17 protein-coding genes are annotated in these 24,783 nt (G+C 61.5%); 16 read left to right on the forward strand and 1 reads right to left on the reverse strand.

Features of this window, described 5'->3' with window-relative positions; all coding sequences use genetic code 11:
* The first annotated feature begins 3 nt into the window (after positions 1–3).
* The 14 genes from murG (at position 4) to GR183_RS01320 (ending at position 21,116) form a co-directional block, all read left to right on the forward strand.
* Positions 4–1,131 (forward strand): undecaprenyldiphospho-muramoylpentapeptide beta-N-acetylglucosaminyltransferase, encoded by a 1,128-nt coding sequence (murG, locus tag GR183_RS01255; RefSeq protein WP_160773768.1) that lies wholly within the window; start codon positions 4–6, stop codon positions 1,129–1,131.
* The gene (gene murC, locus GR183_RS01260; RefSeq protein ID WP_160773769.1) at positions 1,128–2,546 is read left to right on the forward strand and encodes a UDP-N-acetylmuramate--L-alanine ligase; all 1,419 of its coding nucleotides are present in this window, start codon (positions 1,128–1,130) and stop codon (positions 2,544–2,546) included. Before murG ends, murC begins: the two co-directional genes overlap by 4 nt.
* Positions 2,543–3,529: a UDP-N-acetylmuramate dehydrogenase gene (murB, locus tag GR183_RS01265; protein WP_160773770.1), complete on the forward strand. Its 987-nt coding sequence runs from the start codon at positions 2,543–2,545 to the stop codon at positions 3,527–3,529. The genes murC and murB overlap by 4 nt, the downstream gene beginning before the upstream one ends.
* Complete coding sequence (locus GR183_RS01270) at positions 3,522–4,454, forward strand: D-alanine--D-alanine ligase (RefSeq protein WP_160773771.1); 933 nt, start codon at positions 3,522–3,524, stop codon at positions 4,452–4,454. Before murB ends, GR183_RS01270 begins: the two co-directional genes overlap by 8 nt.
* The gene (locus GR183_RS01275; protein WP_202395785.1) at positions 4,442–5,353 is read left to right on the forward strand and encodes a cell division protein FtsQ/DivIB; all 912 of its coding nucleotides are present in this window, start codon (positions 4,442–4,444) and stop codon (positions 5,351–5,353) included. Before GR183_RS01270 ends, GR183_RS01275 begins: the two co-directional genes overlap by 13 nt.
* The gene (gene ftsA / locus GR183_RS01280; RefSeq protein ID WP_160773772.1) at positions 5,350–6,669 is read left to right on the forward strand and encodes a cell division protein FtsA; all 1,320 of its coding nucleotides are present in this window, start codon (positions 5,350–5,352) and stop codon (positions 6,667–6,669) included. Before GR183_RS01275 ends, ftsA begins: the two co-directional genes overlap by 4 nt.
* Before the next feature lie 108 nt (positions 6,670–6,777).
* A complete protein-coding gene (gene ftsZ / locus GR183_RS01285; protein ID WP_160773773.1) occupies positions 6,778–8,574 on the forward strand; it encodes a cell division protein FtsZ in 1,797 nt (598 codons plus the stop codon).
* A gap of 332 nt (positions 8,575–8,906) precedes the next feature.
* Positions 8,907–9,863: a UDP-3-O-acyl-N-acetylglucosamine deacetylase gene (gene lpxC, locus GR183_RS01290; protein WP_160773774.1), complete on the forward strand. Its 957-nt coding sequence runs from the start codon at positions 8,907–8,909 to the stop codon at positions 9,861–9,863.
* Between the two features lie 334 nt (positions 9,864–10,197).
* Positions 10,198–11,055: an outer membrane protein assembly factor BamD gene (locus GR183_RS01295; protein WP_160773775.1), complete on the forward strand. Its 858-nt coding sequence runs from the start codon at positions 10,198–10,200 to the stop codon at positions 11,053–11,055.
* An 87-nt stretch (positions 11,056–11,142) separates the two neighbouring features.
* A complete protein-coding gene (recN, locus tag GR183_RS01300) occupies positions 11,143–12,813 on the forward strand; it encodes a DNA repair protein RecN (RefSeq protein ID WP_160773776.1) in 1,671 nt (556 codons plus the stop codon).
* 106 nt (positions 12,814–12,919) lie between these two features.
* Positions 12,920–15,100, forward strand: coding sequence for an NAD-dependent DNA ligase LigA (gene ligA / locus GR183_RS01305; protein WP_160773777.1), 2,181 nt, complete (start codon positions 12,920–12,922; stop codon positions 15,098–15,100).
* Between the two features lie 767 nt (positions 15,101–15,867).
* Positions 15,868–17,565: an EAL domain-containing protein gene (locus GR183_RS01310; RefSeq protein WP_208999720.1), complete on the forward strand. Its 1,698-nt coding sequence runs from the start codon at positions 15,868–15,870 to the stop codon at positions 17,563–17,565.
* 107 nt (positions 17,566–17,672) lie between these two features.
* A complete protein-coding gene (locus GR183_RS01315) occupies positions 17,673–20,108 on the forward strand; it encodes an ATP-dependent helicase (protein WP_160773779.1) in 2,436 nt (811 codons plus the stop codon).
* Between the two features lie 117 nt (positions 20,109–20,225).
* Entirely contained in the window at positions 20,226–21,116 is an 891-nt protein-coding gene (locus GR183_RS01320) for a 50S ribosomal protein L11 methyltransferase (RefSeq protein WP_160773780.1), read from the forward strand.
* 86 nt (positions 21,117–21,202) lie between these two features.
* Here GR183_RS01320 and GR183_RS01325 read toward each other — a convergent pair whose 3' ends face one another.
* Complete coding sequence (locus tag GR183_RS01325; RefSeq protein WP_160773781.1) at positions 21,203–21,424, reverse strand: hypothetical protein; 222 nt, start codon at positions 21,422–21,424, stop codon at positions 21,203–21,205.
* A 381-nt stretch (positions 21,425–21,805) separates the two neighbouring features.
* Here GR183_RS01325 and GR183_RS01330 point away from each other — a divergent pair, with 381 nt between their 5' ends.
* Together GR183_RS01330 and GR183_RS01335 are read left to right on the forward strand one after the other, a co-directional pair.
* Positions 21,806–23,620: an aminopeptidase P family protein gene (locus GR183_RS01330; protein WP_160773782.1), complete on the forward strand. Its 1,815-nt coding sequence runs from the start codon at positions 21,806–21,808 to the stop codon at positions 23,618–23,620.
* 136 nt (positions 23,621–23,756) lie between these two features.
* Positions 23,757–24,776, forward strand: a complete 1,020-nt coding sequence (locus GR183_RS01335; protein WP_208999721.1) for a phytanoyl-CoA dioxygenase family protein — start codon at positions 23,757–23,759, stop codon at positions 24,774–24,776.
* Positions 24,777–24,783 lie beyond the last annotated feature (7 nt).

Raw genomic sequence — 24,783 nt, forward strand, 5'->3', positions numbered from 1 at the left:
ACGATGGGCGAAAATATCCTGATAACCGCCGGGGGCACGGGCGGGCACCTCTTCCCCGCCTTCGCGCTGGCTGCTGAACTTGAACGCCGCGGGTATGAAGTCGACCTCGCGACCGACGAACGCGCCGACAAATACGGCGAGCGTTTTCCGGGCCGCGCGGTGCATGTCATCCAGAGCGAAACCGTGCGCGGGCGCAATCCGGTTGCGCTCTTTCGCACGGCCGTCAGGCTCGGGCGGGGAACGCTGCAGGCGCTTTCCCTGATCAGGCGAAAAAGGCCGCGAGCGATTATAGGCTTCGGCGGCTATCCGACGTTTCCGCCGATGTTCGCCGGTTTCCTTTCAGGCGTTCCGACGATCCTGCATGAGGCGAATGCGGTGATGGGCCGTGCGAACAGGATGCTGGCCGGGCGGGTGAAGGTGATCGCGCTTGGCCTTCTTGGCGGCTCGGGAAGTTCCCTTGCGCCGGAAAAAACCGTCATCACGGGAAACCCGGTGCGTCCGCAAGTGCTTGACGCGATGGGCAAACCCTATGCCGCGCCGGAGGCCGGTGAAGACTTCAGGCTGCTCATCTTCGGCGGATCGCAAGGCGCGCGCTTCTTCTCCGAAATGGTGCCGGAAGCGCTCGGCATGCTGGATGAGGCGCATCGCTCTCGCTTGGCGCTTACCATGCAGGCCCGTGCGGAGGACCTCGAAAGCGTGCGCGAACAACTTTCCAAGATTGGCATCAAGGCCGAACTCGCGCCCTTTTTCACGGATATGGCGGAAAGAATCGCAGATGCGCATCTGGTCGTTTGCCGGTCGGGGGCCATGAGCGTCACGGAGCTTGGAGTTATCGGACGTCCCGCGATCCTTGTTCCGTTTCCCCATGCGCTCGACCAGGACCAGGCGCTCAATGCCGCGGTGTTGGAAGAAGCGGGCGGTGCCTGGCCGATCGCGCAGGCCGAGCTTTCGCCGGCACGCTTCGCCGAAACCCTGGCGGGGCTAATGGACGAGCCTGAGCGGCTGGCGAAGGCGGCGGAAGCGGCAAGGTCCGCCGGTGAGCCGGGCGCCGTTACGCGGCTCGCCGATCTCGTCGAGCATGTGAGTAACGGCGGGAGCGCAAAAGATTTCGACAAGGGAGACGTCTCATGAAAATGCCGCAGGATATCGGCCCGGTCCATTTCGTCGGCATCGGCGGTATCGGCATGAGCGGCATCGCCGAGGTGCTGCATACGCTCGGCTATCCCGTACAGGGCTCGGACCTCAGCGAGAACGCCAACGTGGCACGCCTGCGAGAGCGCGGCATCAAGGTTTCCATCGGCCATGCGGCGGAAAACCTGGGCGATGCGCGCGTCGTGGTCGTCTCCTCGGCCGTGAAGGGCGACAATCCGGAGCTTCTGGCTGCGCGCGAGCGTTTTCTCCCCGTGGTGCGCCGCGCGGAGATGCTGGCCGAACTCATGCGCTTCAAGCAGGCGATCGCCATCGGCGGCACGCACGGCAAGACGACCACGACGTCGATGATCGCTGCACTTCTCGATGGCGGCGGACTTGATCCGACGGTGATCAACGGCGGTATCATCAACGCCTACGGCACGAATGCGCGCATGGGTGACGGCGACTGGATGGTTGTCGAAGCGGATGAAAGCGACGGGACTTTCGTGAAGCTTCCGGCCGATATCGCGGTGGTCACCAACATCGACCCGGAGCATCTCGACCACTACGGCGATTTCGACAAGCTGCGCGCCGCATTCAAGCAGTTCGTGGAGAACGTGCCCTTTTACGGCTTCGCCGTGATGTGCGTCGACCACCCTGAGGTGCAGGCGCTTGTCGGCCGGGTCGTCGACCGCCAGGTGGTCACTTACGGGCAGAACCGGCAGGCGGATGTGCGTTTCTTCAACGTCAGGAGCGAGAGGGGCAACGCGATCTTCTCGATCGAGTTTCGCGACCGTGTGACCGGCGAGACGGAAACGATCGAAAGCCTGATGCTGCCGATGCCGGGGCTCCATAACGTCTCCAACGCGACGGCTGCGGCTGCGGTCGCCTGGAAGCTGGGCCTTTCGCCGGATGCGATTCGGCGCGGACTTGCCGGCTTCGGCGGCGTGAAGCGGCGCTTTACGCATACGGGCAGGGTCGGCGGCATCGATATATTCGACGACTACGCCCACCATCCTGTGGAGATCCGAGCGGTCCTCTCCGCGGCCAGAGGCGCGGCGGAAGGCAAGATCACCGCAGTCGTGCAGCCGCATCGATATACGCGCCTGAAGAGCCTGTTCGACGAATTCTGCAGCTGCTTCAACGACGCCGACCATGTGATCGTCGCACCTGTCTATGCGGCGGGAGAAGCGCCGATAGAAGGTGCCGACAGCGCCGCCCTTGCCGAAGGTTTGCGCTCCCGCGGACACAGGAACGTCCATCTGATCGGCGACCAGCGCGAGCTTGCCCCAAAAGTGGCGGAGCTTGCCGCCGCCGGCGACTATGTCGTCTGCCTGGGCGCGGGGTCGATCAGTACCTGGGCGCATGCGCTTCCGCGCGAACTTGAAAGCCTGATGAGCGGGAGCCGCACATGAGTTTTCCCGATCTCATCGCCGAGCGTGGTCTCGACGTTTCGGGCATTCGTGGCAAGCTGACGCCGAATCAGCCGCTTTCCGCCATCACGTGGCTTCGCGTCGGCGGACCCGCGCAACTTCTGTTCCAGCCCGCCGATACTGAAGATCTGGCGGCGTTCATGAAGCTCCTGCCGGAGGATATTCCCGTCCTGCCGGTCGGGCTCGGCTCCAACCTCCTCGTGCGTGATGGCGGCATTGCGGGGGTCGTGATCCGCTTGAGCGGGCGGGGCTTCGGGCAGGTGAATGTGGAGGGCGGGGGCGTTCTTCGTGCCGGCGCCGCCGTGCCTGACCGCAAGCTTGCCGAGGAAGCGGCAAAGGCGGGTATCGCCGGTTTCGCCTTTTATTCGGGCATTCCCGGCGCTCTCGGCGGCGCCTTGCGGATGAATGCCGGTGCGCATGGCGCTGAGACGAAAGATGTGATGATGGATCTGACGGGCGTGACCCGCAGGGGTGAAATCATCCATCTGAAAAACGCCGATCTCCATTATCGCTACCGCCACAGCGATGCGCCGTCCGACACGATTTTCACGGAAGCGGTGTTCAAGGGGCGCCCGGAGAGAAGCGAGGCTATCCGGGCGGAGATGGCCGCGGTCGTGGAACATCGCGAAAAAGCGCAGCCGATCCGCGAGAAAACCGGGGGCTCGACGTTCAAGAACCCGCCCGGCTCATCCGCGTGGAAGGTCATCGACGCCGCCGGCTGCAGGGGACTGCAGATCGGCGGGGCGCGCATGTCCGACATGCATTGCAACTTCATGATCAACACGGGTGAGGCAACGGCAGAAGACCTGGAGCGCCTTGGCGAGACCGTGCGCGCCCGCGTTCTGGAGCATTCGGGCATCGAGCTGGAGTGGGAAATCAAGCGTCTCGGCCTTTTTCCCGAAGGCGTTTCGGTCGAGCCGTTCTGCGGACGGGAGAACGAGCGGGAAGGGGTAGCCCATGGCTGAGCGAAAAAAGCATGTCGCAGTTCTCATGGGAGGCTGGTCTTCGGAGCGGCCGGTCAGCCTCAAGTCGGGTGAGGCCTGTGCCGCCGCGCTGGAACGCTCCGGATACGAGGTGACGCGGGTCGACGTCGACCGCGATGTCTCTCGCGTTTTGCAAGACCTGAAGCCCGATGTCGCCTTCAACGCGCTGCACGGCCCCTATGGCGAGGACGGATGCATTCAGGGCGTTCTGGAGGTTCTCGGCATTCCCTACACGCATTCGGGTGTGGCGGCATCGGCGCTTGCCATGGACAAGGCGAAAGCCAAGGCGGTGATGAAGGCGGCCGGCATCCCCGTTGCCGAACACAAGGTCATCCACAGGCTTGAGGCGGCGAAAGCGCATGCAATCAAGCCGCCTTATGTGGCCAAACCCGTTAGGGAAGGCTCTTCTTTCGGTGTTTTGATCGTTCCGGACGACGCGCCCCACCCGCCGCAGCAGCTTTATGCCGACGACTGGCCATATGGCGACATTGTGATGGTGGAGCGCTTTATCCCGGGCCGTGAGTTGACCTGCGCGGTGATGGGCAATGTCGCGCTTGGGGTCATCGAGGTGATACCCGAAGGCCACGGCTTCTACGATTACGACGCTAAATACGCCCCCGGAGGGTCCCGGCACATTCTTCCTGCCGAAATTTCACCCTTTGTTTACCAAGAAGTACAGAAAATTACCCTCAAGGCGCATTTGTCCCTCGGCTGCGCCGGCGTCACCCGCGCGGACTTCCGCTACGACGACCGGCTGCACGGCACGGGGGAACTCATCTGCCTTGAAGTCAATACGCAGCCCGGCATGACGGAAACCTCGCTCGTGCCGGAGATTGCAGCCCATGCGGGTCATTCGTTCGAAGAGCTCGTCAGTTGGATGGTGGAGGACGCAAGTTGCGGACGCTGAAGGGAAAACGCGGCAAGGATACCGTACTCCCGATCGAGGCGGAGCTCGCTCCGCGCGGTCGCGGCGTGGCGCGCCTGCACCGCCGTCCTGTGTGGCGGGCGGCCGGAATTCTTGCCGACCTTCCCGTGTGGGCCGGCACGGCGGGCGCACTCACCTTCCTCGGCGCGACCATCGCCTACGGTATCGCGCTCGGCGGCTATGGGACCATGGTGAGCGAATCGCTGACGGCAGCAGCCGGTTTCCGCGTCGAGGCGGTCAAGCTTTCCGGCCAGCGCGAGACCACCGAATTCCAGATCCTGGAAGCTCTGGAAATCCAGTCCGATTCGTCGCTGGTGCTGTTCGACGCGCAGGCGGCGCAAAAACGGCTCAGCGATATCTCGTGGGTGGAAAAGGCCTCCGTCCAGAAGCTTTATCCGGGCACCCTGCAGGTCAAGATCAAGGAGCGTGAACCCTTCGCGCTATGGCAGCGCGGCGACGTCATCTCCATTATCTCCAAGGACGGAAGGGTCATTACCGACGACGTGGATGGGCGATATGCCAATCTTCTGCTCGTCATCGGGCACGGGGCCCAACATCGCGTCGGTAACATCTTGCACGAACTCAAGGTCGTGCCGGAGCTGCGCTCCAGGGTACGTGCCGCGAGGCTGATCTCCGACAGGCGCTGGAACCTCGTTCTCGAAAACGGCATCACGATCCGCCTGCCGGAAACGGGTGTGGAAAAGGCGCTTCTCGACATCGCGAGGATGGACGCCGACAGCGGCCTGCTTTCGCGCGACATCGTCGCCGTCGACATGCGTCTCGACGACCGGGTGATCGTCAAGCTCAGCGACGGTGCGGCAGAGCGGCGCAAGGGTGTTGTCTCGCAACGCCGCGGTGGCGCGAACGGAGCCGAGACATGACGTCCGCTTCGTCGATCTACCTGCCGCGCATGCGTCCGCTGCCGACGCGGCGATCGGTCATCGTCTCGGTGCTCGACATCGGTTCGACCAAGATCTGCTGCCTGATCGCCAAGCTGACCCCGCGCGAGGAAAGCGAGGTCATGCCCGGGCGCACTCACGCGATCGAGGTGCTTGGCTATGGCTATCAGCGCTCGCGCGGCATCAAGAGCGGCGTCGTCATCGACATGGATGCCGCCGAACATGCGATCCGCCTTGCCGTCGACAATGCCGAGCGCATGGCCGGCGTCACCGTCGAAAGCCTGATCGCGAACGTCAGCTGCGGCCGGCTGAAGAGCGAAATCTTCTCTGCCGGCGTCGAGATGGTTTCCGAATCCGTCTCGGAATCCGACATCCAGCGCGTACTCGCTGCCGGTTCCGCGCATAGTGTCGCGGAAGGCCGCGCGGTGATGCATGCGCTGCCGATCTCCTATGCGCTCGACGGCAACCGCGGCATTCGCGATCCGCGCGGCATGATGGGCCATCGCCTCGGCGTGGATATGCAGGTGATCACCGCGGAAGTGCCGCCGGTTCGCAATCTGGAGCTCTGCGTCAACCGGGGCCACCTGAGCGTGGAGACCATGGTCGCGACGCCTTACGCGAGCGGCCTTGCGACGCTGGTCGACGACGAGGCGGAGCTTGGCGTGGCCTGTGTCGACATGGGCGGGGGTACCACGACGCTTTCGATCTTCGTGGACGGTCAGATGGTGCATCTGGATGCGCTTGCCGTTGGCGGGCACCACGTGACGATGGATATCGCGCGTGCGCTTTCGACCCGCCTTCAGGATGCGGAGCGCATCAAGACGCTGCAGGGCTCGGCCCTGCCGAGTTCGGCGGATGACCGAGATTTCATCACCGTCCCTCCGGTCGACGCGGAGACGGACCTTCCCAACCAGATCCCGCGCTCCATGCTGACTCGCGTGATCAGGCCGAGGATTGAGGAGATTCTGGAACTTGTGCGCGATCGCCTGGCCGCTTCCGGTTTTGCCGGGCGGGTGGGAAAGCGCGTCGTGCTTACGGGAGGCGCCAGCCAGCTCACCGGATTGAGCGAGGTTGCGCGGCGCATTCTCGGACGCAACGTGCGGCTTGGACGGCCGCTCGGCATCGCAGGCTTGCCGGAGGCGGCGAAAGGCCCTGCCTTCGCAGCTTCCGTGGGTCTGCTCATCTACCCCCAGGTTGCCCAGATCGAACAATTCGAACCAAGAACGCTGGGTCGCCGCTGGGGCCTTGGCTCGGGCTATCTGGCCCGCGTCGGGCAATGGATCAGGGAGAGTTTCTAAGGCGGGTATTCCGCCTTGGGCAGGAGTAGTCCGGTACGCCGGAATGATTTGGATACGAGGGAAATTAGGGCTTTCGAGAGGAAGTCCGGAAGGGGTCGCGAGGAAATTATGACCATCAACTTGCAAATGCCCGACATTCAGGAGCTGAAGCCACGCATAACGGTCTTCGGCGTCGGCGGCGCGGGCGGAAACGCCGTCAACAACATGATCCAGGCAGGCCTTCAGGGTTGCGACTTCGTGGTCGCCAACACCGATGCGCAGGCTCTTGCCACCAACCACGCCGAACGGGTCGTCCAGATGGGCGTCGCGGTGACCGAGGGTCTCGGCGCCGGTTCCCAGCCCGACGTGGGCGCGGCGGCCGCGGAAGAGGTGATCGACGAGATCAACGATCATCTGGCCGGTTCGCACATGGTTTTCATCACCGCCGGCATGGGCGGCGGTACGGGCACGGGTGCTGCGCCCGTCATTGCGCGCGCCGCGCGCGAGAAGGGCATTCTGACCGTCGGCGTCGTCACCAAGCCGTTTCAGTTCGAAGGCGCGCGGCGCATGCGTGTTGCCGATTCCGGCATCGAGGAGCTGCAGCAGAATGTCGATACGCTGATCGTCATTCCAAACCAGAACCTGTTCCGCATCGCCAATGCGCAGACGACCTTCGCCGATGCCTTCGCGATGGCTGACCAGGTGCTCTATTCGGGCGTTGCCTGCATCACCGACCTGATGGTGAAGGAAGGCCTCATCAACCTCGATTTCGCCGACGTGCGCTCGATCATGCGCGGCATGGGCAAGGCGATGATGGGCACCGGGGAGGCGTCGGGCGACAATCGTGCCATGCAGGCGGCGGAAGCCGCAATTGCCAACCCCCTCCTCGATGAGACTTCGATGATGGGTGCAAGGGGCCTTTTGATCTCCATCACCGGCGGCAACGACCTCACCCTCTTCGAGGTCGACGAGGCGGCAACCCGCATCCGCGAGGAGGTGGACCCGGACGCCAACATAATCATGGGTGCCACCTTCGACGAGAGCCTGGACGGTATCATCCGCGTTTCCGTCGTCGCCACCGGCATCGACAAGGTCGCAAGTGAAATTTCATCGCCGGCCGAGGCTCGCGTTGCCGAGATTACCGAGCGCTTGCAGGAACAGCCGAAGCCCGCGGCGCCGCGCACGGCGGCACCGCACCGTCCCGCCGTCACCGCCAAGGCGGTCGAAACGCTGGAGCGCGAGCTCGAGATCGGCGAACCGGAAGGAGTTGCGGCCTCGACCGATCCTGCTGTCGAGATCAAGCCGTTCAAGCCAGCGCCCGAAATGATGGAAGACGAACCCTCCACGATCGAGGAAATCGAGGAGGAGATGTCGCAGCCCGCTCCCGAGGCAGCGCAGCCGGCTCCCTATATTCCGCCGGTTGCCGAGAATGCGGAAGGACCGGTGCATATCCCGAGCATCGAGGATTTCCCGCCGGTGGCCCAGCGCGAAATGCGCGCTCATGAAGGCGAGGCCGATCATCACGACGACCACGAGTATCATGAGGACCGCCGCCCGATGAGCCTGCTGCGCCGACTGGCGAGCGGCCTGTCGCGCCGCGAGGAGCATCACGAAGAAGACGAGCGGCCTGAAATGCCGGTCGAACCTCGCATGGCCGATAATGCGCGCCATGCCCAGGCCGCTCGGGCGCCTGCACGCCCGCAGCCCGCCGCCCAGGCGCCTGCGGGCCAGCCTGCCGCCGCGCGCCAGCCACAGGCCGCGCAGGCACGGCCCGTGGCACCGCGCCCAGCCCAGCCGCAGCGCCCGCAGACCCAGGGGGCAAGCGGCCAGCTCGACACGACGGGTCGTCCGGCGCCGCAGCCGCGCCCGATGTCGGAAGAGGACCAGCTGGAGATTCCAGCGTTCCTGCGCCGGCAGGCGAACTGATAGCGCTCCCTCGCGCCCCTCGGTGGCGGCCCGGAAACATTCCGGGCCGTCTGCCGTTAGGACAAATAAAATTCTTTTATAAATTCAATGACTTGCGACGTCCGTAAGCGTTACAAACCGTAACAAAGCTTTATTTCCCGAATTCACCTGCATGCCTGTATGTTGGCATACGAATTCGAAGCATTAACCGAATCAATACGTTAACGGTTGATTGCGGTGGGTGCTCGATCCTCTCGTTGAACATCTCGCGGTCTTGAGCCGGCGCAACCGACAGCTAACGACATGCGCTCCCGGTTCGATCGCGAAACAGCAGGCGATACAGGCAATAAAAGATGGTGCAGCGCTTGGACCGGCAGAAGACGATAGCCGAACCGATCACCCTGAAGGGTATCGGAGTCCATTCGGGAGACCCGGCCTGCGTCAGTCTCTATCCCGCGGAAGCCGGCTCGGGCATCGTCTTTCAGGGCAGGGATGCCGCGCGTGGACGCGATATCGAAATTCCCGCCCATTGGAAGAGCGTGAGCGCGACATCGCTCTGCACGGTTCTGGGTGATCCCGGGGCCGGTGGCGTTGCCACGGTGGAACACCTCATGGCTGCGCTTCGCGGTCTTGGCGTGGACAATGTGACCGTCGAAATGGACGGTCCGGAAATGCCGATCATGGATGGTTCGTCCGCGGCATTCGTCGAAGCCATCGACAGTGTGGGCCTGAAGTCGCTGGCGGCGTCGCGCCGCTATATCAAGATCATGAAACCTGTCCGCATCGCCAGTGGCGATGCGTGGTGCGAGCTGCTGCCCTATGACGGGACGCGCTTTGAAGTAACGATCGACTTTCCGTCCGCGGCGATCGGCTGCCAGAGCATCGACCTGGACCTTACGCCGAATGTTTTTCGCCGGGAACTTGCGCGCGCACGCACCTTCGGCTCCGTGTCCGATGTCGAAAAATTGTGGGCGAACGGCTTCGCGCTCGGTTCCTCGCTCGAGAATTCGGTGGCGATCGCGGATGACAAGGTCGTCAATCCGGAAGGCACTCGCTGGCCGGATGAATTCGTTCGTCACAAGACGCTCGACGCGGTTGGCGATCTGGCGTTGGCCGGACTGCCGATCCTCGGCCACTTCCGGTCCTACAAGGGCGGGCACCGCATGAACCATGCGATTCTCGTCGAGCTTTTCGAGAATGCGGGCCAGGGCGCCTTCCAGATAGCCGTTGCTCCTCAGGTGCGCGAGATCGGCTCGGCGGAGCTCGTAAGCGGGTTATCCGCTGCGGCATTTGGGCCTAACGTTTCCTGAAATCGACCGCACGCCACCGCGATATGGGCCGCGGCCACAAAATTGCTTCAAACCTTTTGCACAGGACGTGGCGAACCGTTCCGTTATCCGCTACAAGCGTTGCGGCCGCGACATCCATCGGGTCGTGGATCGACCGGCATAATACGAAGCGGCGCGCAGCTTCGAGTGGAGACGCTAGAGCGCTTTTCGATCAGATGGTTCCACCTGATCGAAGGGAAATCGCTCCGGTATCACTGTGTCGAAGCATATTTTCGTCGCCGACGCGTCTCCGCCTTGGCGGAATATGCTTTAAGCGTGCAGGGAGTTTGGAAACGTGCATCCGGAACGACGCGACATGAATGATCTTCGCCGCCATGCCAGCAAACGGTGTTTCCGCGGCATTGCGCGCGCAGGCATGTTCGTGGCGCTGCTTGGCCTTGCGGCTTGCTCGTCGACGTCGGATGATGCCGATCTCGCAACGACCGACATTCCTGCCGAAGAGTTGTACAATCAGGGCCTGGCGCTGCGTAACGAAGGCCGCTTCCGCGAAGCTTCGGATAAATTCGCCGAACTCGACAGATATTATCCCTATTCCGAGTACGCGCGTAAGTCGCTTATCAATGTGGCTTATGTGAACTACAGCCGCAGCAAATATCCCGAAGCGATCAATGCCGCGAAGCGCTTTACCACGCTTTATCCCGGCAATCCCGATTCAGCTTATGCGCTCTACATAATCGGGCAGTCGTATTTCAAGCAGATCCCGGATGTGACGCGGGACCAGCAAAACACGCAGCGCGCGCTTTCGGCCTTTGGCGAGTTGGTCCAGCGCTTCCCCGATTCCGAATATGCAAGCGATGCTGAAACAAAGATCCGCGCGACGGAAGACCAGCTTGCCGGCAAGGAAATGGAAGTCGGCCGCTATTACCTGAAGCGCGACAACTACGTTGCCGCGATCAACCGCTTCAAGCTGGTCGTGCTCAATTACCAGACGACCCGGCACATCGAGGAAGCGTTGTTCCGGCTGGTGGAAAGCTACTACGCGCTTGGCGTGATCAACGAGGCGCAGACGGCAGCCGCCGTGCTTGGCCACAATTACCCCGACAGCCAATGGTACAAGGATGCCTACAACCTGCTGCAGACCGGCGGCTATTCGCCCGAGAGCGACGGCGGGAGCTGGATCAGCAACGCGTTCAAGGGCATCAACGTCCTGTAAGCCCGTGCCACGCGGGATTGGGCTCGCGTGTGGCGCGGAATCCAAGTATCAATTGATCTGGTTCTTGTCCCAGCGAATCACTCCTGGATGCTAGCCGCACTTGCCATTCGCGATATCGTCCTGATCGATCGTCTCGACCTGGAGTTTTCCGGCGGCATGTCCGTGCTGACCGGAGAAACCGGGGCGGGCAAATCCATTTTGCTCGATGCGCTTACGCTCGCGCTTGGCGGGCGCGGCGATGCCGGCCTTGTGCGCAACAATGAGGAACAGGGCCAGGTTACCGCGGTCTTCGATGTCGCGGGCGGTCACCCGGCAAGGCAAATTCTGCGTGAAAACGGTATCGACGACGATGGCGACGTGATCCTGCGCCGCATCCAGGCTGCGGACGGGCGCAGCCGTGCTTTCGTCAACGATCAGCCGGTCAGCGTTTCCCTGCTCAGGCAGATCGGTACCGTTCTTGTGGAAATTCACGGCCAGCACGATGCGCGCGCGTTTGTGGATCCGGAGGAGCACCGGGCGATCCTCGATTCGTTTGCCGGGCTGGAAGCCGACCGCGAGGATGTGGGAATTGCTTTTCGTGCGCAGCGCGCCGCGATCAAGGCGCAGCGCGATCACGAAGCTCGAATAGAGGCCGCGCGACGGGAGGCGGACTTCCTTCGTGCGGCGGTCGAGGAGCTTTCGACGCTCGATCCGCAGCCGGGAGAGGAAGAGGAACTTGCAGCCCGCCGCACGGAAATGATGCAGGTGGAAAAGATCGCAAGCGATCTCAACGAAGCCTATGACGCCCTGAACGGGAATGCGTCGCCGATCACGGAACTGTCGAGCCTCTGGCGCCGTCTGGAGCGCAAGGCGGAGCAGGCAAGCCGGCTCCTTCATGAGCCGGTTTCGGCGCTTGCCGCCGCGCTGGACAGCCTTGAGGAAGCGCGTTCGGGCCTTGAGGCGGCGGTGCGCGAAACCGAATTCGATCCAAGGGAACTGGAAGCGGCTGAAGAGCGCCTTTTCGCGCTGCGCGGGGCTGCGCGGAAATTCAACGTCACGGTCGACGAACTTCCTGTGCTGCGGGACCGGATGGCGGATGATCTTGCCGCGCTCGATGCCGGCGAAGAAAAGCTGGCGGGCCTTGAGGCGGCAGCACGTGAAGCGCTCGCGCTTTATCGTGCCAAGGCCGAAGTCCTTTCCGAAAAACGCCGCAATGCCGCAAGGGCCCTTGAAGAGGCGGTAGCTCGCGAGCTGCCGGATCTAAAGCTGGAGCGTGCCCGTTTCATCGTCGAACAGGCGGCCGATGCCGAAAGCGGCGGGGCCGACGGCATCGACCATATCGAGTTCTGGGTACAAACCAACCCCGGAACGAAGCCGGGCCCGATGATGAAGGTTGCCTCCGGCGGCGAACTGTCGCGTTTTCTGCTTGCGCTTAAGGTGTCGCTTGCGGACCGGGGCTCCGCTCCGACACTGGTTTTCGATGAAATCGACACAGGTGTGGGTGGCGCGGTCGCACAGGCAATCGGCGCGCGTCTTGCACGCCTTGCCCGCGACGTTCAGGTGCTGACCGTCACCCATGCGCCGCAGGTGGCCGCGCGTGCGGAAGGCCACTTCCTGATATCCAAGGCGGAAGCGGAGCCCGAGCGTGTGGTGACGCGAGTGAGCCGGATCGCGGAGAGCCACCGCCGCGAGGAGATCGCGCGCATGCTTGCCGGCGCGCGCATCACAGAGGAGGCGCGGGCCGCCGCCGACAGCCTGCTTTCCGAGATTTCCGCGTAAAACTCCTTCAGGCGTTTGTACGGCCTTTTCCGAATGTCCGGATTGCGCCATTTATTGGCGTGCATTGCCAGACAACCCGCATTCCAAGAGCAAACTCGCCAGGGCCATGACCGAAACCGTCGAAAAAGAGCTGTCCCGCCGCACCATCGAAGACCTGACGATGGAGGAGGCGGCAAGCGAGCTGGAGCGTCTGGCAAGGGAGATCGCCTATCACGACGAGCGGTACCATCGCGAGGATCGACCGGAGATTTCCGACGCGGATTATGATGCGCTGAAACGGCGAAACGATGCGATAGAGGCGCGCTTTCCCGAACTCGTGCGCGAGGACAGCCCGTCACTCAAGGTCGGTGCGCAGCCTGCCGAGGGCTTTGGCAAGGTCACGCATGCCGTTCCCATGCTCTCGCTCGACAACGCGTTTTCCGACGTGGATGTACGGGATTTCGTGGGCCGGGTGCGCCGATACCTGAAGCTCGATCCGTTGGCGGGAAGCCTGGGCGTGACGGCGGAACCCAAGATAGACGGGCTTTCGCTTTCGTTGCGTTATGAAAACGGTGCGCTCGTTACCGCAGCGACACGCGGTGACGGCACGGTTGGCGAAAACGTCACGGCCAATGCGCGGACGATCGGCGATATTCCGCACAAGCTTCCAGGTGGTGTGCCCGGCATCGTGGAGGTTCGCGGCGAAGTCTATATGGCACACGAGGATTTTCAGGCATTGAACGAGCGTATGGCGGCGAACGGGGGCAAGGTTTTCGCCAATCCACGCAATGCCGCGGCGGGCTCCTTGCGCCAGTTGAACCCGGCTGTGACGGCCGAGCGTCCCTTGCGCTTTTTCGCTTATGCCTGGGGCGAGATGAGCGAGATCCCGCGCGAAACTCAGTTGGACATGGTCGCGCTTCTGGGAGAGTGGGGTTTTGCCGTCAACAGCCGCATGATCCGCTGCGAGAGCGTGGAAGAACTGCTTGCCGCCTATCACGGTATCGAGGAGGAGCGTGCCACCCTCGGCTACGATATCGACGGCATGGTCTATAAGGTCGACCGGCTCGACCTGCAGGCGCGCCTGGGTTTTGTCTCACGCGCGCCGCGTTGGGCGATTGCGCATAAGTTTCCTGCCGAAAAGGCCTTTACGATCGTCAACGATATCGAAATCCAGGTCGGGCGCACGGGTGCGCTTTCTCCGGTTGCCAAGCTGGAACCCGTTACGGTCGGCGGTGTCGTCGTCTCCAATGCCACGCTGCACAACGAGGATTATATCAAGGGACTTGGCGCGAACGGGGAGCCGATACGGGGCGGCAAGGATGTGCGTATCGGCGATACGGTGCAGATTCAGCGTGCCGGAGACGTCATTCCGCAGATCATCGATGTCGATCTGGAAAAACGCGGCGATGATGCGCAGCCCTATGAGTTTCCGACCGTTTGCCCGGCCTGCGGCAGCCATGCCGTGCGCGAGATAAACCCGAAAACGGGCCGCCCCGACGCCGTACGCCGCTGCACGGGCGGCCTTGTCTGCCCGGCGCAGGCAATGGAGAAACTCAAGCATTTCGTCTCGCGCAACGCCTTCGATATCGAGGGTCTTGGCGACAAGCAGGTGGAGTTTTTCTACTCTCTGCCGATTGACGAAGGCGGCATTCATCAGCCGGGGGATATCTTTACGTTGCAGGCGCGCGATGATGCGTCCGAACTGAAGAAGCTGCGCAACCGGGATGGTTGGGGCGAAACATCGGCCTCAAATCTCTTCGCCGCTATCGATGCCCGTCGCGAAATCGAGTTGAACCGCTTTATTTTTGCCCTCGGCATCCGGCATGTAGGCGAAGGCAACGCCAAGCTTCTGGCGCGTCACTACGGGTCCTGGAGCATCTTTTCCGAGGCGATGGAAGCTGCAAGCGATATTGCGGGAGACGCATGGCACGAACTCAATAACATCGACGGCATCGGTGAAACCGTTGCACGCGCAGTCGTCGATTTTTTTGCGGAAGGTCACAACAGGAAGGCTGTCGAAGCCCTGCTGAACGAGGTGACGCCGCTAGACATGGAACGTATCGATGTCGATGCCAGTCCGGTTGCCGGCAAGACGCTCGTATTTACCGGTACGCTTGAGCATATGAGCCGGGATGAAGCCAAGGCCAAGGCGGAATCCATGGGAGCGAAGGTTGCGGGATCGGTTTCCAAGAAGACCGACCTCGTCATCGCCGGCCCGGGCGCGGGATCGAAGCTGAAGAAGGCTCATGACTTCGGAGTGGAAGTCATCGACGAAGCCGCATGGCTTGAAATGGCCGGCTTGCGCTGAAGCCGATTCACGTATTGCGTTTGGATTTTCACGAAAACGTGAATTAAAGAAATGAAAACCAATGCCTCGGGGAATATTTCGCATTCCGCCCGTGTTGGTTGTTGAGAATGCGTTATGTTTGAAGCTGAAACGCCTCTCGCGCAAATATCTACTTTCAAACAACTTGTTATCTTTGATTGGCATGCGATATTTTCGTGTTCAGTGTTATTTTTGCTTAGCTCATGATTTCTTCTGAATAATAGTTAATTGTAATTTTTTCGTACTAAGGTGGGTTTCTATGAAGGAAATATACCCTTCCCTTTGGGTATTCACAGGCTGCGGATTAAATAATAACGCAGCGTAATACTTTTGCCTTCCCGGAAATGATTCGCTCATCGAAATCTTAGGGATAATAATTTCACAGTGAGAATTATTTATCATTGGTAAGTCGCCGGAATATGGGGATGGGGGGGCGATAAATTCTGCTCGTACTTGCAGGCGTACGTGGGACGACTTTGGAAATGCCTTCGTCATGAGCAGATGGATTGAAGTTTTCGGGAGTTCGCGCGAAACGGTCACTGTTTCCGGTGATCGTTGGTAAGCGGGTCGGGCGGTACTCTTTATTGAGCGTCGTAATGGACGCTCGATGAAAAACGATGCGCGCAGGTTGGGAATGCAAGGCCCAATATTGGTTCTAGAGAGCTTTCCGCGAATGCGGAATTGCGTTCTGGACCGGAAAGTGCGCCAAAGGCATGCAGGGGGGGACGTTGCCGGGCGATGCAGGTTCAGTGGCTATAGGCGAGGGGAAAAGGCGCGACGGGCGCAAGATCGCAAGTTTCGCGGGGCTTGTCGTGCTTTTCGGCAACCGGCGTTTGGTTCGCATGGCCGTTCTGACGGCCACTTTCGTCATGATGCTCGGCGTCGGGGGTGCCATCCTTTCAATCATGGTTGGCGATGATCTCTCCCGCCAAAATGATGCAGGCATCGGCGAATATGAGGTCCTTACGATACGTTCGTTCGAACTGATCACCCTTTTGGAGCGGCAGGTTACCGCCGAGGCCTGCTCGCCTGCTTTTCTTGAGGGAATGCGAAAGCTTGCCTTCCTTCCGGATGGCATAAACAGCATCCTCTATGCGCAGGACGGTGTGATCGCCTGCACGTCCAATGCTGGCAAACTTGAAGCGCCGGTCATAATCGGGGAGCCCGATCTTGCCGCAAGCGAATCCGGCGCGACCTTCGATATCTGGTTCGACCGTCCACAAGGGGCACTGGGCCTTCCGGGCGAAACCGGCACGATCGTCGGCGGCGACGGTTTTCTCGTCACGATGCCTGAGATATCCGCCCCGGCGAGCCTTTTTGGCAAGAGTTCGCGCGAGGTCGTTTTCCGCGTTGATGACGAAACCTGGATATCGCGCGGCGGCCGGGCCGGACTCTATGCCGTTGCCGGAATGGCAGGCGCGGGCGGCTTCAACTGGGCCGACTGGTCATTCTACGGCCGTGACTGCGGCGAGTCCGGTCTCTATTGCGCGGCATCGCGTGCGCCGCTTTCCAGCGTGATTTCGTCACGGCCTTTCGAGATCGGAGGGTTCCTGGCTTTTTCCGGGATCGTCGCTCTTTTCGTCGGCGGGCTCGCCGATCGGGGCATGCGTTCCTACTGGTCTCTGGCCGCCCGCTTCGTTCGCGGCCTGACGCCGGAGCGCATGGAATGCGTTTATCAGCCCGTGGTGCGGATGGAAACCGGCGAAATCGTTGGCGTGGAGGTTCTGTCGCGCTGGCGGGACGCGGATGGACGCGTCGTTTTTCCCGACACCTTTCTGCCGATCGTGAACGAACGCGGTCTGTCGCGCAGGCTGACGGAAATCGTCATCGGCAAGGCGCGCCAGGAGTTGGGGCAACACCTGCCGGCGGAAAAGGAACTGCAAGTCGCCTTCAATATCTCCCCGCGCGACTACAAATACGATTTTCTGCGCCCGCTTTTCGACGGTCACGAGCCGGGGACGGCGCGGCTCGGCTTTATCCTGGAGATCGTCGAAACCGAAAGCTTCGACCTGTCGAGCATCAAGCTTGAGATGATGCGGCTTCGCCGTCAGGGCGTGCGCACCTATATCGACGATTTCGGCGTTGGTTTTTCAAATATCGGCAATCTCGCGGAACTGCCGATCGACGGCGTGAAGCTCGACCGCGGATTTTCCATGGCGCCCGACGGAAGCCTTTGGGCCAATATGCTGCCGCGCGCGCTGGAGCTTATCGGCTCCGCCGGCCACCGGGTCGTCGTGGAAGGCGTCGAAACGGGCGAGCGCTTTGAAATGCTGAAAAAAAACCGGCATGCGACTTTCGCTCAAGGATATTTCATTGCAAGGCCGATGCCGGTGGAGGCATTGGTGGCGTTCCTGAAAACATATCCTGGCAATGGGCCCGCCGGGGAACTTCAACCCGTGACAGCTTCTGCCCTGAATATCGTCGATTTCGGCCGGCTGAAGCGCTGATATCCACCGCATTCGGCATTCCCGCTGATAAGTGCGCTTGCTTTCGCTATATTGGTCCAAAGCGCGAACGGATTCGCGCAAATGCCAACAAACAGAAGCAGCGCCCCATGCCTCAACACCCCGGCGATCCGGCAGGCCGGATCGAGCCTCACTTCGACAACGAACCGCAAGGCGCGGCAAAACCCGGCGGGGGTATCGCGGCGCGCGCGCTTGCCGCCGCAAGTCGGGCGCACGATGTCGCGGATTATCTTGGGGGGTTGAACCCGGAGCAGCGCGAGGCGGTGCTGACACTTGATGGCCCGGTACTCGTGCTTGCCGGCGCCGGTACGGGCAAGACGCGGGTTCTGACGACGCGCATTGCGCATATCATTTCGCAAGGCAAGGCCTATCCGGGGCAGATCCTCGCGGTGACCTTCACCAACAAGGCCGCCCGAGAGATGAAGCACCGCATTGGTGATCTGATTGGCGGCAATGTGGAGGGGATGCCCTGGCTCGGCACGTTCCATTCCATCTGCGTGAAGATCCTGCGCCGTCACGCCGAGCTTGCCGGCCTCAAGTCGAGCTTCACGATCCTCGACACAGACGATCAGCTTCGCTTGATGAAGCAGATCATCCAGGCGGAAGGGCTGGACGACAAGCGCTGGACGGCACGCACCTTCGCGTCGATCGTCGACAGCTGGAAGAACCGCGCGCTGACGCCGGAGCAGGTGCCGGAAGGCGAGGCGCGCGCCTTCGGCAACGGCAAGGGTAAGAAGCTTTATGCCGAGTATCAGGAGCGGCTTTCGATCCTGAATGCGGCCGATTTCGGCGACCTTCTCCTGCACACGATCACGCTTTTCCGCAACAATCCGGATGTTCTGGCCGAATACCAGAAGCGCTTCCGCTATATGCTGGTCGACGAGTATCAGGACACCAACATCGCCCAGTATCTGTGGCTGCGCCTGCTTGCGCAGGGGAACCCGAACGTTTGCTGCGTGGGTGACGACGACCAGTCGATCTACGGCTGGCGCGGTGCCGAAGTCGACAACATCCTGCGTTTCGAACATGACTTCAAGGGCGCGAAGGTGATCCGCCTTGAGCGCAACTACCGCTCGACAAGCAATATCCTCGCCGCCGCCTCGCATCTGATTTCCCATAACGAAGGCAGGCTCGGCAAGACGCTCTTCACCGACTTCGAGGACCCCGATGCCGATCGTGTCATGGTCGCCTCCTCATGGGATTCGGAGGAGGAGGCGCGTACCATCGGCGACGAGATCGAGGCTCTTCAGTCGAAGGGCCACAGGCTCAACGATATGGCCATCCTTGTTCGCGCCTCCTTTCAGATGCGCGAGTTCGAAGACCGGTTCGTTACCCTCGGCCTGAACTACCGCGTCATCGGCGGACCGAAATTTTACGAGCGCATGGAAATTCGCGATGCCATGGCCTATTTCCGCTGTGTTGCGCAGCCGGCGGACGATCTTGCGTTCGAGCGTATCGTGAACAAACCCAAGCGCGGTCTCGGCGAGGCGACGATGAAGATCGTCCACGGCCTTGCCCGTGCGGAGCGTATCCCGATGATGGAGGCTGCCGGCATCCTCTGCCAGACTGAGGAGCTTCGCCCCAAGGCGCGCACGGTCGTCAAGAGCCTGCTGACCGACTTCGACCGTTGGCGCGACCAGGTCGAGACGATGCCGCCGACCGAGCTTGCCGAAATCATTCTGGACGAAAGCGGCTATACGGAAATGTGGCGTCAGGATCGATCGGCGGAGGCGCCGGGCCGGCTCGACAACCTGAAGGAGCTCGTGCGCTCCGTTGGCGAGTTCGAAACGTTTGCCGGCTTTCTGGAGCATGTATCGCTGGTGATGGACCGGGATGCCGGCGTTGATGATGACGCCATCTCGCTGATGACGCTTCATTCCGCCAAGGGTCTTGAATTCGACACGGTCTTTCTGCCCGGCTGGGAAGAGGGGCTCTTTCCCCACCAACGTGCGCTCGACGAGAGCGGGCGTGCGGGGCTGGAGGAAGAACGCCGTCTCGCCTACGTGGGCATAACGCGGGCGAAGCATCGCGCTCGGATTTCCTTCGCCGTCAACCGGCGCATCCACGGCATGTGGCAGTCAACGGTCCCCTCGCGGTTTCTGGACGAACTGCCGGAAGATCATGTCGAGGTCATCGAACCCAATTCCAGCTACGGCGGATATGGGGCGGGCGGCTTCGGGGGATACGGCGCAAGCCGCTTCGACAATCGCGATCCCTTCCAGTCGACCTATTCCACGCCCGGCTGGCAGCGCGCCCAACGCTCCCGCTCGTCGGGAAGCGGCGGGTTCGAGGGCAGGTCCCGTTTTGCGGAACGCAATCACCGCCAGGGGCCGAAGACGATCGAAGGCGAACTGGTTGCGAAATCCGTCTCCGACGTGCCCTCCGGCTTCTCGCTGGGCGAACGTGTTTTTCATCTGAAGTTCGGGTACGGCGAGATCGCCTCGATCGAGGGCAACAAGCTGACGGTCGATTTCGACAAGGCAGGCCGCAAGCGCGTGCTCGACAGCTTCGTCGAACGGCACTGAGCGACTGATTCAAGTCGGCTCCCGCACGTACCGTCTGGCCTGCGGGAGCGGGAGCGGCTATACCTCGCGCCCGGTATTCCACCAATTCAGCTCTTCATCTTCACCGAAAGCACGCCCATGCCCACCATCCGCATTCTCATCAAGGCAGAGGAACTCGAAGCCAAGCGGATCAACGACATTCTCGAACGAACCTTCGAAGACGACGGATATGCCACCGCGATCTTCGAGACCGTGCCGGAAGGGAACGAGTGGGCGGCGGAAATCCTGATTACCGACATGAGCGCCGAAGAGGCGGTGGAGCTTGTGCGCGACCGCGTGGGCGCGGATGCCTTCGCCGCCCCGATTGAGGCGGAGGAGCTTCCCGAAATCAACTGGGTGGAAAAAAGCCTCGAAGGCCTGAAGCCCGTTCGTGCCGGGCGCTTCTTCGTGCACGGCTCGCATGATCGCGACAAGCGCCCGTTCAACGCTCATTCCATTGAGGTTGAAGCAGCGCTTGCCTTCGGAACCGGCCACCACGGGACGACGGCCGGCTGCCTGATCGAACTCGACCGTCTTTTGAACCGCCGCTCCTATAGCCGGATCCTGGACCTTGGCACGGGTACCGGCGTGCTTGCGATTGCGGTTGCGATGATGACGAAGCAGGAGGTGATCGCCACCGATATCGATCCTGTCGCGGTAAGGACGACACTGGAAAATGCGGAAAAGAACGGCGTCGGGCCCCTGGTGAAGGCGTTCGCCGCCAATGGCGTGGACGACAGGCGATTCGGCGAGGAAGGCCCATTCGATCTCGTGGTGGCGAATATCCTGGCAAAGCCCTTGACGAAGCTAGCAAGCCCGCTCTCGCGGCGCATGGCATGGCCGGCTACGCTCGTGCTCTCAGGGCTGCTGGAACATGACGGACCGCGGATCGTCTCCGCTTATGCAACGCAAGGCTTCAAGCTCGCCCGCAAGCGCTCTTACGACGGCTGGCTGACGCTGACCTTCGTGCGCGGCCGGCAGGACGCCTGATAGCGCACCGGGATATGTAATCCGGCAACAAAAAAGGCAGGGTGCGCGCACCCTGCCGTTTTTAGAAGAGACGTTTTCGGCTTCATTCAGATGATCGAGCCGAAACGGCTTTCCCTTTCAAGTTCCTTGCGGTCGTAGCCGTATGCGCTCAGCGTCGCGTCGTCCAGCGAAAGAAGGTAGCCGTTGACATAACGGCGCGCCTGACGCTCGCGAGCTGCGACCATACGGTCGACGGCCTTGTTGAAGAGGCCCTTGCCGGAGCTGCGGCCAGCGCGCAGCGAGGTGGATGTGGTGGTGGCGATAGCCATGATAATTCTCCGTTCTGAAGCATATTCCGCCAAATCGGAACCGGATTTGGCGACAGGAATATGCTCAAGGGATTAATCCTGGAGCGGATTCTCGTCACGAAAGCGCTCAAGGTCTCTTGTCGTTTAAGAGCTTCCTCCCTCAAACTCCGGCCAAAAGTATGGGGAGGCGGAGATATGTTTAGTAGACCTAAATCCGCATGACAGGCTTGCGGATTTCGCATGTGCGAAATGCTATGTTGCAATGCAATCTTAACAATCGACGTGCAGACTGATTTAATTCTGTGCGCCCGCTCCGGTGCCGAGGCGCCGCGCGGAGCCTTCTGGCTTCCATTTGTGCATTTGACGATTGCCTTGGCACGAACGCCGGATTAGCGTCCGTCCATGTTTCAGTCCTTCGATAGCGATAACGATCCGACGAAGGGTGCTGCGCGTGCCGCATCGCTTCGGGCAGAACTGGCCGCTCGCGGCCTGGATGGCTTTCTCGTGCCGCGCGCGGATGCGCATCAGGGGGAATACGTTCCCCCGTCCGAGGCGCGGCTTCAGTGGTTGACGGGATTTGCGGGATCCGCCGGCATTGCGGTTGTCCTGTCCGCCCGCGCTGCGATTTTCGTCGATGGCCGCTACACGATCCAGGTGCGCGAACAGGTCGACACGGATGTCTTCGAGCCGAAGCACCTGATCGAGACCCCGCCCGCCGAATGGCTGAAAGCGGTACTAAACCCGGGCGCTAAACTCGGCTTCGACCCCACGCTTCACACGGTTTCCGCCGTCAGGCGGCTTGAGAAAGCCTGCAAGGCGGCGGGTGCCGAGCTTGTCGCGGTGGAAAACAACCCGATCGATGCTGTTTGGGAAGATCGTCCCCAACCGCCTGTCGGGGCCGTTGCGCTCCATCCTCTTGAATTTTCAGGCGAGGGTGCTTCGTCGAAAATCACGCGGATCGCGGAGGATGTTGCGGCGGCGGGTGCTGATGTCGCGGTGCTGACCCAGCCCGATTCGATTGCCTGGCTCTTCAATATCCGCGGCTCCGACGTAGAACATACGCCCTTGCCGCTCTCATTCGCGCTTTTGCCGGCCGAAGGCCGTCCGACGCTTTTCATCGATGCCCGGAAGCTCACCAATTCCGTGCGGGACTATCTTTCGGCTTTTTGCGATATCTCCGCTCCGGAAGGGCTTTTGAGCGATATCGCCGAGCTTGGAAAGCAGGGCCGGCGCGTGATGCTCGATCCCGATTGGACGGGAGAGGCAATAGCCCGTGCGGCAAGACAAGCCGGTGGAACCATCGTCGAAACGGCCGATCCCGTCCTTCTGCCCAAGGCAATCAAGAACGAGGCGGAGATTGACGGTGCGAGGTCCGCGCACCTGCGCGACGGGGCCGCGTTCACCCGTTTCCTCGCCTGGTTCGACCGCATGGTGCACGAAGTCGAACTGGACGAGATCGCCGTTGCCGAGGCGCTTGAAGGGTTCCGGGGGGAAACCGGCAGGCTGAAGGAGATTTCCTTCGACACGATTTCGGCGGCCGGTCCGCACGCGGCAATTCCGCATTACCGCGTCAGCCGTCAAAGTTCCCTGAAAATCCCGGGGAACAGCCTGTTCCTGATTGATTCAGGAGCTCAATATGAAGACGGGACGACCGATATCACCCGCACCATCGCGGTCGGCGATGTGCCAGAAGAGCAGAAACGCCATTTCACGCTGGTACTGAAAGGGCATATCGCGATAGCCACTGCTCTCTTTCCGGCCGGCACCACGGGCGCGCAACTCGACACACTGGCGCGCCATGCGCTGTGGGCGGCCGGTTACGATTTCGATCACGGCACGGGACACGGCGTCGGCTCCTATCTTTCGGTTCACGAGGGGCCGCAAAGGATCGCGAAGACCGGCACCGTGCCTCTGAAGGCCGGTATGATCCTGTCCAACGAACCAGGCTACTACAAGACCGGCAGCCACGGCATTCGCATCGAAAACCTGGAACTCGTGCGCGAGGCGGTCCCGGTCAAGGGCGGCGACCGCAATATGCATCGCTTCGAGGCGCTGACGCTTGCGCCCATCGATCTGCGGCTTGTGGTGAAGGATCTGCTTTCGCCTGCCGAGGTCGACTGGCTCAATACATACCACGCACGTGTGCTTGCAGAAGTCGGTCCGCTCGTCGACAGCGGCACGCGGGAATGGCTGGAGCAGGCGACGCGGCCCATTTGATGGGCCGCATCCGATATCGATGATTTGATTATAGCGTTTATTCGGCGCCGTGCTTTATGGAGCCGCGCGGCAACGGTGAAGTTACCGCTATGGAATTATATGCCGAAGGGCGATATCGATTATGCGAACCAAGGACTTGCTGCTGGCGCCGCTCCACATCGCGGCATTGGCTTCGGGCGCCAAGTCGTTTTGTGACAATCCCATACTCGGTAGTCCCTGGCTCAACGGGAAGGGGCTTCACCGGCAGCGCATCAAGCTGGCGGAAAACATGTCGGACATGCGGCGCCGGCGGCTTGAAAATCTCGTAAGCGGGCAAGAGGCGGAAAGTTTCGAGAGGGATGGCTTTATCGTCCTGGAAAACGTGCTCGCGGATGACGACTTTGCCCGGCTCAGCAACGAGGTGGAGCGCAACAGGTTCCGCGCAACCGAGATGAAACAGGGCAATGCGGTCACGCGTTTTATTCCGCTGCCGCCCCACCTGCTGAAGAGTTATCCCGCCCTTCGCGATTTCACCGGAGGACGGGTCTTTCGGGATCGCTTGCGCTACGTGGCTTCAACCAGAGGCGACCCGATAACGTACCTGCACACGGTCCTGACCGATCCGGGAAAGGGAAAACCCGATCCCCAAACCGCATTCCACTCCGATACATTCCATGCCACGGCGAAGGCGTGGTTCTTTTTGCGGGATGTGCATGAAGAAGACGGCCCGTTTGTCTATGTGCCTGGATCGCACCGGCTCACGCCCGGTCGTCTGGCCTGGGAGCAAGCTCAAAGCGAGCATGCTGCCAGCCATCCGAACCGGTTGCACGCCCGCGGGTCCTTTCGAGCGACCGCGGATGAAATCCGCAGTATGGGCTTTGGCGAACCACGTAGCCTGGCGGTCCCCGCGAATACGCTGATCGTTGCCGATACGCACGGTTTTCACGCACGCGGCCCAAGCAGTAGGCCGTCGGTGCGGATCGGAATTTACGGGTCGCTACGGCGTAGCCCGTTTCTGCCCTGGACCGGTCTGGACCCGTTCTGCCTGCCCGGAATTGTCGGGCGAAAAGCGGTCATGCATGAGTGGCTGGACCGGAAAATGGCGAACTACAAGGGCAAAAAGCCTAGCCTGCTGGACGTCGGGATGCTCCATCCAGGCGATCCGGCTGTGAGGTAGCCCGCCT

It is taken from the genome of Stappia sediminis (assembly GCF_009826895.1).
Classification (GTDB): Bacteria; Pseudomonadota; Alphaproteobacteria; order Rhizobiales; family Stappiaceae; genus Hongsoonwoonella; species Hongsoonwoonella sediminis.

What these genes read in the sequence shown, in the direction of transcription:
- ftsZ (WP_160773773.1), top strand. Translation starts at nt 6,778, where the DNA reads ATGACCATCAACTTGCAAATGCCCGACATTCAGGAGCTGAAGCCACGC.
- ligA (WP_160773777.1), top strand. Translation starts at nt 12,920, where the DNA reads ATGACCGAAACCGTCGAAAAAGAGCTGTCCCGCCGCACCATCGAAGAC.
- murC (WP_160773769.1), top strand. Translation starts at nt 1,128, where the DNA reads ATGAAAATGCCGCAGGATATCGGCCCGGTCCATTTCGTCGGCATCGGC.
- murG (WP_160773768.1), top strand. Translation starts at nt 4, where the DNA reads ATGGGCGAAAATATCCTGATAACCGCCGGGGGCACGGGCGGGCACCTC.
- murB (WP_160773770.1), top strand. Translation starts at nt 2,543, where the DNA reads ATGAGTTTTCCCGATCTCATCGCCGAGCGTGGTCTCGACGTTTCGGGC.
- GR183_RS01325 (WP_160773781.1), bottom strand. Translation starts at nt 21,424, where the DNA reads ATGGCTATCGCCACCACCACATCCACCTCGCTGCGCGCTGGCCGCAGC.
- lpxC (WP_160773774.1), top strand. Translation starts at nt 8,907, where the DNA reads ATGGTGCAGCGCTTGGACCGGCAGAAGACGATAGCCGAACCGATCACC.
- GR183_RS01315 (WP_160773779.1), top strand. Translation starts at nt 17,673, where the DNA reads ATGCCTCAACACCCCGGCGATCCGGCAGGCCGGATCGAGCCTCACTTC.
- GR183_RS01295 (WP_160773775.1), top strand. Translation starts at nt 10,198, where the DNA reads ATGAATGATCTTCGCCGCCATGCCAGCAAACGGTGTTTCCGCGGCATT.
- GR183_RS01330 (WP_160773782.1), top strand. Translation starts at nt 21,806, where the DNA reads ATGTTTCAGTCCTTCGATAGCGATAACGATCCGACGAAGGGTGCTGCG.
- recN (WP_160773776.1), top strand. Translation starts at nt 11,143, where the DNA reads ATGCTAGCCGCACTTGCCATTCGCGATATCGTCCTGATCGATCGTCTC.
- ftsA (WP_160773772.1), top strand. Translation starts at nt 5,350, where the DNA reads ATGACGTCCGCTTCGTCGATCTACCTGCCGCGCATGCGTCCGCTGCCG.
- GR183_RS01320 (WP_160773780.1), top strand. Translation starts at nt 20,226, where the DNA reads ATGCCCACCATCCGCATTCTCATCAAGGCAGAGGAACTCGAAGCCAAG.
- GR183_RS01270 (WP_160773771.1), top strand. Translation starts at nt 3,522, where the DNA reads ATGGCTGAGCGAAAAAAGCATGTCGCAGTTCTCATGGGAGGCTGGTCT.